At 65.4% G+C, this 14,950-nt stretch carries 2 protein-coding genes; both read right to left on the reverse strand.

Annotated features, from left to right (window positions below; translation table 11 throughout):
- Nucleotides 1-39: 39 nt before the first annotated feature.
- Complete coding sequence (locus KW838_RS25670; protein ID WP_218503931.1) at nt 40-11,847, reverse strand: non-ribosomal peptide synthetase; 11,808 nt, start codon at nt 11,845-11,847, stop codon at nt 40-42.
- The gene (locus tag KW838_RS25675) at nt 11,844-14,942 is read right to left on the reverse strand and encodes an amino acid adenylation domain-containing protein (protein WP_218503932.1); all 3,099 of its coding nucleotides are present in this window, start codon (nt 14,940-14,942) and stop codon (nt 11,844-11,846) included. Before KW838_RS25675 ends, KW838_RS25670 begins: the two co-directional genes overlap by 4 nt.
- Nucleotides 14,943-14,950: the final 8 nt, after the last annotated feature.

Consider the following 14,950-nt stretch of genomic DNA (forward strand, 5'->3'; position numbering starts at 1 on the left):
CGTTCATTAGGGCGAGCCTGTTTTTGTCGCGTGCACGCCCTAGAACTGCGGCACCACCTCCCGGCCAAGCAGCGCCACCACGGCATCCAGGCACTCATCCTGCTGCAGGATATCGAAGTGCCCGGCCGTCACCGTTTGCACCTGGCGCAACCGCGGTTGCTGGCGTTCGAGCGTGGCGCGTTCGGCCGTCGGGTTGCCATCGGCCCACCAGCAATGCAGCCCGGCTTGCGGAATCGGCAGGGTGTCAACCTGCCGCGACAGGGCCTTCAAGCGTGTGCTGACCATGAACGTCTGGGCCAGCTCATCGGCACCGAGCAGCGCATACCCGCTGGTCTGATCGCTTTGGCTGTCGATCACCGCGCGAATGATCCGCGCCACGGCATCGTGGTCCCCCGCCGACTCGGTACTCAACGCCCGGGCGATCACCTCGCCATCCATGCCCAAGGCTGCACCGAGGAACTCGGCCAGATCCACACGCCACTCATCCGCACTGGCAACGGCATTGGCCTGGGTCGGTACAAAGCTGTCCACCAGACCGACGAACGCCACACGCTGGCCCTGCTGTTCGAACAGCTCACTCACCAGCAACGCCAAGGCCCCGCCCAGTGACCAGCCCAGCACGTGGTACGGCCCCTGGGGTTGTCGGGCGCGGATCGCCTCGACGTAGTCGGCGGCCATCTGTGAAAGCGAAATGTCCTGCCACTGTCGGTCGAGCAGCATCCGGCATTGCACGCCGTACACCGTGCGCTCACCGTCCAGGCGCCGGGCCAACGGCTCGTAATCGAACACCGTGCCGAAACCGGCGTGCAGGCAGAACAATGCCGGCTGATCCGCCACCAGCTGATTGAGCAGCAACAGCGGTTGCGGGCTCTGGCGCGCGGGCTGCTCGTCGACACCGGACAACCCGGCAATCGTCGGCTTGGCCATCATGTCGCGCAGCTTGATCTGGAAATCCGGCTCGTTCAGCGCACGCACTTTCGAGATCACCTTGAGGGTGCGCAACGAATCACCGCCCAATTCGAAGAAGTTGTCGGTGATGCCGACCTTCTCGATGCCCAGCACCTGTTGCCAGATGTCCGCCAGCGCCCATTCCAGCGGCGTGCGCGGGGCCACGTAGTCGCGGCCGGTGAAGGCCGGATCCGGCAGGGCCTTGCGGTCGAGCTTGCCGTTGGGCGTCAGCGGGAAGCGCGGCAGCACCACGACCTGCGTCGGCACCATGTAGTCGGGCAGGCTTTCGCGCAATGCCGCCTGGCAACGCGGGCCGAGGCCATCGTCTGCCGCCGCCACCACATAGCCCACCAATTGCGGCCCCTGGCCGTTGTCCCGCACGACCACCAGCGCATCGTTGACCCCGGCCTGCTCGCGCAAGCGGGCTTCGATTTCGCCCAGTTCGATGCGGAAGCCGCGCACCTTGACCTGATGGTCGATGCGCCCGACGTAGTCGAACACGCCATCTTCGCGGCGGCGCACCAGGTCACCGGTGCGGTACAGGCGCCCGCCTTCAGGGCTGAACGGATCGGCGACGAAGCGCTCGGCGCTCTGCCACGGATGACGATGGTAACCGCGCGCGACACCCCGTCCGCCGATGTACAGCTCGCCGACCATGCCCACCGGCAGCGGGTTGAGGTCCATGTCCAGCACGTGCAGGCTGCGGCTGCCGACGCGTTGGCCAATCGGCGCGTACATCGCCTGGCAATGGCCGTCGGCGGCGATCTTCCACAGCAGCGGCGTGACCACGGTTTCCGTCGGGCCGTAGCCGTTGACCAGGTATTGCGGCTTGAGTGTGTGCTTGACCCGCTCGAACGTGGCGTCCGGCACTGCATCGCCACCGAAGCAGTAGATGCGCACCGGCGGCGGATCACCGCCCTGCAGTTCGGCGTGCTCGGCCAGTTGCAGCAGGTACGCCGGGGGGAAGCAGGCGACGCTGATGCGCTGGCGGTGCAGCACGGCCAGGGTCTGCTCGGCGGTCCACAACGTATTGTCGCGAATGACCAGGGTCGAGCCGCTGATCAGCGCGGTGATCCAGCGTTCATGGGCGCCATCGAAGGCGAACGACATGAAGTGCAGTTCGCGATTGCCCGGGTCCATTTCGTACAGCTCGGCGATGGCCTGTACGTGCATGCTCAGGGGTCCGTGGGCGACGGCGACGCTCTTCGGTTTGCCGGTCGAACCGGAGGTGTAGATCAGGTAGGCCAGTTGCTCGGCGTGTACGGCGCACGATGGCGCCGCCACCTCGATGTCGAGGTTCAATCGGTCCACCGCGACCATCGCCGTGCCCGGATTCAACTGCGCTGTGTCGCGCAGCCGTTCCTGGGTCAGCAGCAGGCGCATGTCGCTGTCGGCCATCATGTAGCGCAGGCGTTCCTGGGGGTATTGCGGGTCCAGCGGCACGTAGGCGGCGCCGCATTTCATCACTGCCAGCAACGACACCACCAGCTCCAGCGAACGCTCCATGAACACGCCGATCACGTCTTCGGCCTGCACGCCTTGTTCCAGCAGATGCACCGCCAACGCATCGGAGCGCCGGTCCAGCTCGGCGTAGCTCAGGTGCTCGGCGTCGCGCTCGGCATAACTGAGCACCAACGCCGTGTGATCCGGTTGCAGTCGCGCACGCTGACGGATCAGCTCGTGCACCGGTGTCTCGTCACCGTCCGCCACCACTTGCAGTTCGCCGTCCAGCGCCCGGCCTTCGTCCAGGGTCAGCAGGCCCAGCTCGCCGACGGCACGCCCGGCGTCGTCGCACAGGCGCTGCATCAGGCTTTCCATGTGGCCGCGCAGGGTTTCGACGGTCGCCAGATCGAACTGGTCGCGCTGGTGCATGTACTCGATGCGCAGCCCCTCGTCGAGGCTGACCATCAGGTCCATGGCGAAGCTGGTCAGGCCGAAGTCGGACACGTCTTCAAAGCGCAGCGAGTCGCCGTTCCATTCGCGCAGGGTGCGGTCCACCGGCTGGTTTTCGAAGACGATGATGCTGTCGAACAACGACTGCCCACCCTGCCCGGCCCAGCGCTGGATATCGCTCAGCGGGGTTTGCTGGAAGTCGCGGATGTCGAGGTTGCAGGCCTGGATCTCGCGCAGCCAGTCACCGACGCGGGCCTCGGTCGGCACGCTGTTGACCACCGGCAAGGTGTTGATGAACAGCCCGAGCATGTTCTCGGAGCCGTTGAGGGTTTCCGGACGCCCGGACACGGTGGCGCCGAACGTCACCGTGCGCTGGCCGGTGTAGCGCTGCAACAGCAGCAACCACGCGGCTTGCACCAGGGTGTTGAGCGTCACCTGCTGTTGCTGGGCAAAGGCCTGCAAACGCGCGGTCTGCCCGGCACTGAGGTGCGTGTAGATCGCGTGGTAACCCGCTTGCGGCGCCTTGACCGGCAAGGCACGGGCCAGGTGCGTGGCGCCTTCGAGGTTGGCGAGTTTGCCTTTCCAGAACGCCTCGCTGGCCTCGGCGACTTGCTGGCCGAGCCAGTCGATGTAGTCGCGGTAGGCGGCCACCGGCTCGTGCTCATCGCCGCTGTAATGGCGCAGCACTTCACCGATCAGGCGCGACACGCTCCAGCCGTCCATGAGGATGTGGTGGTACGTCCAGATCAGGCGATAGCGGTCGTCTTCCAGACGCACCAGCAACAGGCGCAACAAGGGCGCGCGATTGAGCGAGAATCCGCGTTCGCGCTCCTCCAGGGCCAGTTGGCGGACGCGTTCAGGCTGATCATCCAGCCCGCGCCAGTCCAGCTCGGTCAGCAGCGCAGGCGCATCGCGCCGCACCACTTGCAGCGGTTCTTTATCGCCTTCCCAGAGGAATGCGGTGCGCAGAATCCCGTGACGTTGGGCGGCATCGGCCCAGGCTTCACGGAAACGCGCGCCATCCACGCCGCGCACGCCCACTTCGATCTGGTTGACGTACAGCCCCGAGTCGCCGTCCTGCACCGAGTGGAACAGCATGCCATGCTGCATCGGCGACAGCGGATAAACGTCCTCGACTTCGTCCGCTGTCAGTTCCAGCGCCTGATATTGCGCTTCACTCAGTTCGATTCTTGCTGCCGGTGCAACCACCGTCGGCACGGCTTGATCCGCCGCGACCGGTTGGGCGACCGTCGCCAGTTCGGCGAGGGTCGGATGGCTGAACACATGCTTGGGCGAAATGTTCAAGCCGGCCTTGCGTGCGCGGCTGACGGCCTGGATCGAGACGATGGAATCGCCGCCCAGTTCGAAGAAGTTGTCGTGCATGCCCACTTGCGGCACTTCGAACAACGCCTGCCACACGGCTTGCAGCGTCGCTTCCACGGCAGTGCGCGGCGCAACGTATTCGCGCACTTGCTGGTCCGGTTGCGGCAATGCGCGGCGGTCGAGCTTACCGTTGGGTGTCACCGGCAACTGATCGAGCAACAACACGTGGCTCGGCTGCATGTGCTCTGGCAGCGCGTTGCGCAGGTGTTGCTTGAGACGATCAACAGCGGCATCACCTACGACGTAAGCCACCAATTGCTTGGACTTGCCAACGTCCAGGGCGATCACCACGGCTTCGCGCACCTGTGGATGCTCCAGCAGGCAGGCTTCGATTTCCCCCAGTTCGATGCGCAAGCCGCGGATCTTCACTTGATGGTCGATGCGGCCGACGTATTCGATCACGCCGTCCTCGCGGTAGCGCGCCAGATCGCCGGTGCGGTAAAGGCGCTCGCCCTGCTCACCGAACGGGCTGGCGACGAAGCGCTCGGCGGTCAGGTCCGCACGGTTGTGGTAACCACGGGCCAGGCCGATGCCGCCCAGGTACAGCTCGCCCACACACCCCTGCACCTGCGGTTGCAGGCTGTCGTCGAGGATGTAGGTCACCAGGTTGGCAATCGGATAACCGATCGGCACGCTGAACCCGCCGTCATCGACACAGGTCCAGTGGGTCACGTCGATCGCCGCTTCGGTCGGGCCGTACAGGTTGTACAGGGCGACGTCCGGCAGGACACGGAACAGGCTGTGCTGCAAGTCTGCCGACAAGGCTTCGCCGCTGCACATGATCTGCCGCAGGCTGGCGCAACGCTCGAAGCCTTCGCCCTGGACAAACGCCTGCAACATCGACGGCACGAAATGCAGGGTGCTGACCCGGTACTGCTCGATCAGGCTGACCAGTTGCGCCGGATCGCGATGGGCACCCGGCTCGGCCACGGCCAGCCGTGCGCCGGTCATCAGCGGCCAGAAGAACTCCCAGACCGACACGTCGAAACTGAACGGGGTTTTCTGCAAGACGGTGTCGCGCCCGTCCAGCGGATAGGCGCCCTGCATCCACGCCAGGCGGTTGTACAAGGCATCGTGACGGTTGGCCGCGCCCTTGGGTTTGCCGGTGGAACCGGAGGTGTAGATCATGTAGGCCAGCGATTGCAGCTCGACCACGCAGGGCAGGTTTTCCTCGCTCAGCCCTTCGAGCAACGGCGCCATGTCGTCCAGGCAGATCGCCGTGGTGGCGGCCGGAATCGGCAACTGCTCAAGCAGATGACGCTGGGTCAGCAGCAAGTGCACGCCACTGTCGTCGAACATGTGTTCCAGGCGTTCGCGCGGGTAGTCCGGGTCCAGCGGCACGTAGGCACCACCGGCCTTCATGATCGCCAGCAAACCGATCACCAGTTCCAGTGAACGCTCGGCAGCGATGCCCACCAACACTTCGGCGCCCACACCCTGGCGGCGCAACAGGTGCGCCAGTCGGTTGGCCTGTTGATTGAGCTCGCGATAACTCAGGGTCCGGCCGGCAAACACCAGGGCCGGGGCCTCCGGGGTTTGCAGCACCTGGGCTTCGAAGCACTGGTAGACCGGGCGCACATCCGTCCAGTCCTGCACCGTGCGGTTGAAGCCTTCGACCAGCTGCGCCGTTTGCACGGCATCGAGCAGGCTCAAGCGCCCCAATGGCTGCTGCGGCGCGCAGACCATGGCATCGAGCAGCGCCACCAGCCGAGTGCTCAAACCCTCGATGGCTTCGGCACTGAACAGGGCCGTGTCGTAGTTGAAACGCAGGTCCAGGCATTCGCCCAGCTCGGCGGCAATGGCCAGCGGGAAACTGGTCTGGTCGTGGTTGCTGATGCCGGAGAATTTCAGCGCGCTGCTGCTGCCCTCCTCCAACGCTTGCGCCACCGGGTAGTTTTCGAACACCAGCAGGGTGTCGAACAGCGCCTCGCCGGAATGACCGGCCCAGCGCTGCACGTCCGCCAGCGGCGTGTACTCGACTTCGCGCAACCTGAGGTTGAGTGCCTGGACTTCATCGATCCATTGGCTGACCGTGCGCTCGGGGTGCGGCGTGGCGATCACCGGCAAGGTGTTGATGAACAACCCGATCTGCTGCTCGATGCCTTGCAGTTCACTCGGACGCCCCGACACCGTGGCGCCGAACGCGACCGTCGATTGGCCGGTGTAGCGCTGCAATATCAACAGCCATGCGGCTTGCAGCAGGGTGTTGGGCGTGACGCGGGCCTGGCGGGCGAAGCCGCTCAGGCGCTCGGTGGCCGCGCGGTCCAGGCTCAGGTGCAGGGTGCGATGACCGTTGCCCTGCCCTGCGACCGGCCCCGGCAAGGCGCCGGCCAGACGGGTCGGCTCGGTGAACGCCTGCAATTGCTCCAGCCAGAACGCTTCGCACGCAGCGCGGTCACGGGTGCCCAACCAGCCCATGTAATCGCGATAACGACCGACGCTCGGCGCGGGCATGATTCCGCAATACCGCTGCAGCACTTCGCCGAACAACTGCGAAGTGCTCCAGCCGTCCAGCAGGATGTGGTGGTTGGTGAAGATCAGGTGATGGCTGTCATCGGCGGTCTGCACCAGGGTCAGGCGCAGCAGTGGCGCCGCCGTCAGGTCGAAACCGCGCAGACGATCGTCCTCGGCCAGTCGCTCCAGCGCGTGCGGCAGATCAGGCCGGTCGCGCCAGTCGAGCAGGCTCATTGGCAACGTGGCGTCGGCCAGGATCACTTGCAGCGGCCGCGAGCCATTGCTTTCGCTGAAGAACGCCGCGCGCAGCACTTCATGGCGCGCCAGCGTCTGCTGCCAGGCGTTGCGGAATGCCTCGACGTCGAGCCCCTGTACATCCACGCGCATCTGCGGCACGTAGGCACCGGCATCCGGGGCGAACAGGCTGTGGAACAGCATGCCTTGCTGCATCGGCGACAGCGGCAGGATGTCTTCGATGCGGCTGGCCGCCAGCGGCAAGGCATCGAGCTGCGCCTGATCGACGCGCACCAGCGGTACGTCGCTCGGGGTCAAGCCACCGGCACCGCTCAGGCAATGTTCGATCAGCCGTTGCAACTCCATGGCATAGGCGTCGGCCAGGTGCTGCACGGTTTGCGCTTTGAACAGGTCGCTACTGAAGGTCCAGCTCAAGCGCAGTTGGCCAGCGTAGACCTGGCCGTTGATGCTCAGGCCCCGGTCCAGCTCGGCCGAGGCGCCCTGCTCGGCGCCGCCGCTTTCCTTCGCCGGACGCCACGGCGCCTGCTCGTCGAAGCTGGCATCGAACTGGCCCATGTAGTTGAAGGTGACCTGGGGTGACGGCAGCGCCTCAAGGCCAACGTCGGCCAGATAGCGCAGGATGCCGAAGCCGATGCCTTTGTCGGGCACGGCGCGCAGCTGTTCCTTGACCGCCTTGATGCTCGCGGCCAGGTCGTCGGCCGGGGTGAGCTTGACCGGGAAAATCGAGGTGAACCAGCCGATGGTGCGGGTCAGGTCGATGTCGTCGAACAGGTCTTCACGGCCGTGGCCTTCCAGTTTGACCAGGGTCGAGGATTGACCGGTCCATTGGCCCAGTACCCGCGCCAGTGCCGTCAGCAACAGGTCGTTGACCTGGGTGCGGTAGGCCGCCGGGGCGTCTTGCAGCAATTGGCGGGTCAAGGTGCTGTCGAGCACGGTTTCCACGCTGAACGCGTGCTGGCTGGCCAGGCTGCCTTGCGGGTTGTCCGCCGGCAGTTGCACCGCGACGTCCTGGTATTGGGCTTGCCAGTAAGCGGCTTGTTGCGCCAGCTCCGGGCTTTGCGCATGACGTTGCAAGCGTGTGGCCCAGGCTTGATAGGCGCTGGTCTTGGCTGGCAGGCGCAGCGGCTCGGCCCGACGTGCCTGAGCGTAAGCGGCTTGCAGGTCTTCGAGCAGCAGGCGCCAGGAAACGCCGTCCACCGCCAGGTGATGCACCACCAGCAACAGGCGCTGGCCTGCCGTGCCCATGTCCACCAGCAAGGCACGCAGCAGCGGGCCGTCCTGCAGGTTCAGGCTCGCCTGTGCGGCGTTGCACAAGTCGAGCAACTCATCGGCGTTCGCCGCCTCGCGCTGCCACAGCACATCAGCGCTGCTCCACTGCTCGGCTTGTGCCTGTTGCCAGACACCATCGACCGGATGCAAACGCAGGCGCAATGCGTCGTGATGCTCCAGCAATGCCGCCAGCGCCTGTTGCAGGCAGCCGCTGTCCAGCGGCTCGCGCAGTTCCAGCAATACCGACTGGTTCCAGTGATGACGGGCCTCGATGCGTTGTTCGAAGAACCAGTGCTGGACCGGCGTCAGCAACACGTCACCGCGCACCGGCCCCTGGTCGATGACCAGCCCGGCGCTGCGCACAGCGACTTTCGCCAGGCTTTGCACGGTCTGGTGCTGGAACAGGTCGCGCGGGGTGATGCGAATCCCGGCCTGACGCGCACGACTGACCACCTGGATCGAGATGATCGAGTCGCCCCCCAGCTCGAAAAAGTTGTCATCGATGCCTACGCGCTCGAGCTTGAGCACGTCTTGCCAGATCGCCGCCAACTCGGTTTGCAGCTCATCCATCGGCGCCGTGTAAGCCTGCTGCGCCAGCGCCGCATCAGGCTTGGGCAATGCGTTGCGATCCAGCTTGCCGTTGCCGGTCAGCGGCCAGTGCTCGAGTCTGATCAGGTGCGCCGGCACCATGTAGTCCGGCAGACCGCCCTGCAAATGTTCGCGCAGGGACTGGCGCAAATCCTTGTCGTCGTGGGTCGCGGTGAACCACGCCACCAGTTGCTGGCTGCCGTTGACCTGCGGTGCCAGGACCAGCGCTTGCTCGATGGCCGGATGGCTTTGCAGGCGGTCCTGGATTTCCCCCAGTTCGATGCGAAAGCCACGGATCTTCACTTGATGGTCGATACGCCCGGCGTACTCGATGCTGCCATCGGCGCAATATCGCGCCAGGTCGCCGGTGCGATACAGGCGTGCGCCCGGCTCAGCGGCGAACAGGTCCGGCACAAAGCGCGTGGCAGTCAGGTCGGCACGCTGGTGATAACCCCGGGCCAGACCGGCACCGCCGACGTACAGCTCACCGACGCAGCCCTTGGCCACCGGGTTCAGGCGCGGGTCGAGCACGTACCAGCGCAGGTCGGCAATCGGCTCGCCCAGCGGCGAGCTGTTGGCGCCATCGAGGTCGGCGCGGGACAGCGGGCGGTAGGTCACGTGCACCGTGGTTTCGGTGATGCCGTACATGTTGATCAGCAATGGCTGCCGGTCGTCGAAAGCGTCGTACCACGGCCGCAGGCTGGCCACGTCCAGCGCCTCGCCACCGAACACCACATAACGCAGGGCCATGCCTGACGCGTTGGCGCAGGCGAACGGCATCAACTGGCGGAAGGCCGAGGGGGTCTGGTTGAGTACCGTGACACCTTCATCACTGAGCAAGCGGGCGAAGTCTTCCGGGGAGCGGCTGACCGCGTGCGGCACGACCACCAGCTTGCCGCCGTAGAACAGCGCGCCAAAGATTTCCCATACGGAAAAGTCGAAGGCGTAGGAATGGAACAGGCTCCAGACGTCGTCCGCATTGAAACCGAACCAGTGCCCGGTGGCGCTGAACAGGCGGGTCAGGTTGCTGTGGGGCAGCAGCGTGCCCTTGGGTTTGCCGGTGGAACCGGAGGTGTAGATGACGTAGGCCAGGTTCGCGGCAGCGGTCAGGTTCGGCAGGTTGTCGGCGCTGGCCTCCTCGAGCCAGTCGCTGGCGTGATCGAGGCAGATCACTTCAATGCCTTCGTTCAACGGCAGGCGCGGCATCAGCGCCGAATCGGTCAGCAACAGGCGCGTACCGCTGTCGGCGAGCATGTAGGCCAGGCGATCCTGCGGGTAATCCGGGTCCAGCGGCACATAGGCGCCCCCGGCCTTGAGGATCGCCAGCAGGCTGACGATCATCTCCAGCGAGCGCTCCAGGGCGATGCCCACCAACACGTCCGGGCCGACCCCGCGTTCGCGCAGACGATGGGCGATGCGGTTGGCGCGGCTGTTCAGTTCGGCGTAAGTGAGGGTGATGCCTTCACAGGTCACGGCAATGTTGTGCGGATGCGCGGCGGCCTGGGCTTCGATCAGTTGATGGGCACACAGGGCATTCGCGGCTTCTGGCGCGTTGATTTCGGCGCTGCGATTCCAATCCAGCAAGGTGGCTTGCTGCTCGGAGGCGTCGAGCATGCCCAGGTCGGCCAAGGCCACACCGGCGTCGGTGCAGATGGCCTGCAACAGGTTTAGCCAGTGCCGGCCGAGACGCTCGATGGTCGCGGCGTCGAACAGTTCGGTGGCATAGACGAACGACGTGTGGATGCCCTCGTCGCTTTCGACGGTGTCGAGCATCAGGTCGAACTTGGTGGTCTTTTCGTCCCAGATCAGCGGTTCGACGCTCAGGCCCGGCAAGTCCCAGCGTTGCGGGTCGCCACTGTGGCGCTGGTGGTTGAACATCACCTGGAATAGCGGCGTGTGGCTCAGGCTGCGCTCCACGCCCAGGCCATCGACCAGTTGCTCGAACGGCAGGTCCTGATGAGCCTGCGCGCCGAGCGCTGCGGCCTTGACCTCGGCCAGCAATTGCACAAACGGCTGGTCGGCCCGGGGCTGGCTGCGCAGCACCTGGGTGTTGACGAAAAAGCCCAGCAGGTTTTCCACGTCCTGGCGGGTACGGTTGGCAATCGGCACGCCGACGCGAATGTCCTGTTCGCCACTGTAGCGATGCAAGAGAGTCTGCAACGCTGCCATCAGCAGCATGAACAGGGTGCAGCCTTCGCGGCGGGCCAGCTCGCGCAGTTGCGCCGTCAACGCAGCGGGGATTTTCAGCTCGACGCTGGCGCCCTGCTGGCTCGGGATCGCCGGGCGACGGCGGTCGGTCGGCAGGTTCAGCGGTGGATGCTCGCTGCCCAACTGCCCGCGCCAGTAATCGAGCTGACGCTCGGCTTCACCGGCCTCCAGCCACAGGCGCTGCCAGCGGGCGAAGTCGGCGTATTGAATGCCCGGCTCCGCTAGCTGCGCAGCCTGCCCTGCACTGAGTTGTCCATAGAGTTGGGTGAACTCCTGCAACAGGATCGGCAGCGAGCCGCCATCGGTGACGATGTGATGGAAGGTCAGCACCAGCACATGTTGCCGGGCATCGAGGCGGATCAAGCGGCAGCGCATCAACGGGCCGTGCTGCAGGTCGAATGGCTGCTCGGCGTTGAGGGCGATCTGGCGTTGCAGTTCGATGTCGTCGGCGGCACTGACCTCGACCAGCGGGGTGTCCATCTGCGGGTGGATGTGCTGCAGCACTTGCTGTTCGTCGAAGACGAACGTGGTGCGCAACACCTCATGACGTTGCACCAGTGTCGCCAGGGTCTGCGCCAATGCATCGCGGTTCAGCTCGCCATTGAGGCGGAAGGCACCGGTCAGGTTGTAGGCCGTGGCCTGGGGCTGCATCTGCCAGAGGAACCACAAGCGCTGCTGCGCGTAGGACGCCGGCAGCGTGTCGACGGCGCGGTCCCGTGGCGGGATCGGCAGCAATTCCAGGGTCAGCCCCTGAGCGTGCATCTTTTCTTGCAACGCACGCCGGGCGTCCGCGCTCAAGCCGCAGAAACGCTGGGCCAGGGTCATCATTCTGTCCGGTGCAGCACTCATCGCGCGTGTTCCTCATCCACTTCGTCGAACAACGCTTCGAGGGCGTCTACATCGTTTTCCTGGTGTTCACTTTGCTGGCGGAACTGCTCGATCTGTGCCGCCAGGCGTTCCAGGGTGTCGCCGTCGAAAAACAGCTTGAGCGGGATCGCCAGGTTCAGTTCGTCCTGAATCCGCGCGCGAATGCGCGTGGCCAGCAGCGAGTGCCCGCCCAGTTCGAAGAAGCTGTCGTGCACGCCGACGCGCTCGACATGCAGCGCTTCGGCCCAGATCGCCGCCAGGGCTTTTTCCAGGTCGTTGCGCGGCGCGACGAAGGCGCTGCGACGCACATCGAGATCGAGCAAGGCCTGGCGATTGAGCTTGCCATTGGGCATCAGCGGGAAACCTTCCAGCACCTGCAAGCGCGCCGGCTGCATGTGCTCGGGCAGCGCCTCGGCCAGATGGCTGCGCAATTCGTTGAGGCGGATGTCGGCGGTGTCGGCCGGGGACACCACGAAGCCCAGCAGTTGCGGGCCGGTCGGGGTTTCCCGGGCGATGACGGCGGCGTCCTCGATGCCCGGCGCGCTGCGCATGGCTGCTTCGATTTCGCCCAACTCGATGCGGAAGCCGCGGATTTTCACCTGGTGATCGACACGGCCCAGATACTCCAGCACGCCATCGGCGCGATAGCGCGCCAGGTCACCGGTGCGGTACAGGCGTTGGCCCGCCGCGTTCGCGAACAGGTCGGGGACAAAACGTTCAGCCGTCAGCGTGGCACGCTGCAAGTAACCCCGGGCAATACCGGCACCGCCGACGTAGAGTTCACCCTCGGCGCCCACGGCCACCGGTTGCAGGTCCGGGCCGAGCACGTGAATGCGCATGCCGGCAATCGGCTGGCCGATCGGGATGCTGTCGGCGTCCTGGCCGAGCGGCAATTCCCAGGCCGAGCACCACACGGTGCCTTCGGTCGGGCCGTATTCGTTGACCAGTGCCACCCCCGGCAATGCCTCGCGATGTCGCTGCACCAGGGCGTTGCTGCAGGCTTCACCGGCAACGATGACGCAGGCCAGGGTCTGCTGATCGAGGTGTTCGAGAATCTGTGCGTGATACGACGGCAAGGTCAGGTAGTGGGAAACCTCTTCCTGGCGGATCAGCGCCGCCAGCCTGGCCGGATCCTTGTAGCTGTCCTCGTCCGGCAGGCACAGCATCGCGCCCTGCCCCAGCGCCCAGAACACACCGGCCACCGAGCTGTCGAAGGAGAACGATGAGAGCATCAGGAACGCGCGCAGCGGCTGGCGATAAAACCCAGTGCGCGCCAGGGTCGAGGCCACGGCGTTGGCATGGCTGATCATCACGCCCTTGGGTTTGCCGGTGGAGCCGGAGGTGTAGATGACGTAGGCCAGGTTGGCGCTATCGCCCTGAGGCGCAGGTTCGGTTTGCTCGGCGGCCCAGACGTCGGCCTCCGGCATCAGGGAAATTATCCGCTCATGACTCAATGCGTCGGGCAGCGGCTGGCAGGCCAGCAGCTGGCGCGCGCCGGTATCGGCGAGCATGAACGCCAGGCGCTCGATCGGGTAGTTCGGGTCCAGCGGCAAGTACGCAGCGCCGGCCTTGAGCGTACCCAACAAGGCAATGACGATTTCCAGCGAGCGCTGGCCGTAGACCGCGACAATTTCATCCGCCGCCACACCTTGGGCGCGCAAGGTATTGGCCACCTGGTTGGCGCGCGCATCCAGCTCGGCATAGGTCAGGCGCTGACCGTTGATGCTCAGGGCGATGCGTTGCGGATGCAGGCGCGCCTGCTCGCTGAACAATTCCTGCAGGAAACGGCATGGCAAGGCCTGCCCGGTGGCGTTCGGGTTGAAGCCCTCGATCAGGCGGGTCAGCTGTGCCGCATTGAGCAGATTTTCCTGAGCCAGGGTCAGCTCGGGCGATGCCAACAATTGACGGCTGAACTCGACAAACTGCTCCAGCCATTCGGTCAGCATCGATTCCGGCAGCGCACCGTCGAGACACGACAGCTGCAACTGTTCGCCCTGAACACGCAGGCGCAGGACTTCGGGGTTGGCGTCGTCCACCTCGATACCGGCGTCAGGGGCGGCTTGATAGACGAAGCCGTAACGCAGCGGCGCGCTGCCTTCGGCGCTCAGTTCGAATTCGTTGAGGCAGTCGAGCCAGGAAAGCGACTGCTCAACGCTGGCCGCAAAGGTGGCCAAGGCTTGCGTCAGTGTCTGCTGGCTACGGTGCTCGAAGGCCACCGGCAGACGCCGGGCGAAACGGCCGAGGGTGGCGGCGGTCTGCTCGTTACGACCGTCCACCTGCCAGCCCATCAGCAGCTTTTCCTGCTGGCCGATGCGTGCAACGAACGCGGTCCACAGCAACAGCGCCAATTGCTCCGACTCAACGCCCGCGTCAACAGCGGCCCGTTGCACGCCAGCCAACCATGGGCCGTCAATCAAGGTGGCCTGACGACGAACCAAGGTGACATCGAGCGCTTTTTCGAAGGGCAAGCGGTGGGTCACGGCGAACTGCTGTTGCAGGTTGCGCCAGAACGCGGCGCCCTGGTGGCCGATGTCTTCTTCGCGCAGCTCTTCCTGCCAGGCGCTGTAATCCAGGTATTGCAGCGCGTCCTCGTCTTCGACCAGGGTTTCGCCGCGCAACAGACTGGCGAGTTCAGCCGACAGCACCCGCAGCGAGGCCTCGTCGAAGCTGCACGCCGGGGTCAGCAGAGTGACGATGGATTGCCCTGCTTCGCCCTCGACCTGTGCCACCACCAGCACTTGATTCGAATCTTCAACCAAGACTTCACGGCTGCGGCTCAAGGCCTCGGCCACCGAAGGCTGGTCGCCCAGCACTGTCAGTGGCAGCGCTTCGCACAGGCTCTGCACCGGCCACTTCATGCCCGGCAAGCGGCGGTACACTGTGCGCAGGGTTTCGTGACGCTGGCCCAGTGTCTCCAGCGCCGCCCGTAGCGCCCGGGCATCCACTGGCCTGGCGACCGGCAATGTCAGGGCGGCGAACAGCGGCTGGGCGCCCAGTTCCTGGACGCGCAAATAAAAGGCCTGCTGGGCCGAAGTCTGGAAGACGTCTACCGAAGGTTCGAGGGCGGTGGTGTTCATGTCGGGGG

Origin of the sequence: Pseudomonas sp. PDM27, assembly GCF_019219205.1 — a bacterium.
Lineage (GTDB): Bacteria > Pseudomonadota > Gammaproteobacteria > Pseudomonadales > Pseudomonadaceae > Aquipseudomonas > Aquipseudomonas laurylsulfatiphila.

What these genes read in the sequence shown, in the direction of transcription:
- KW838_RS25675 (WP_218503932.1), bottom strand. Translation starts at nt 14,942, where the DNA reads ATGAACACCACCGCCCTCGAACCTTCGGTAGACGTCTTCCAGACTTCG.
- KW838_RS25670 (WP_218503931.1), bottom strand. Translation starts at nt 11,847, where the DNA reads ATGAGTGCTGCACCGGACAGAATGATGACCCTGGCCCAGCGTTTCTGC.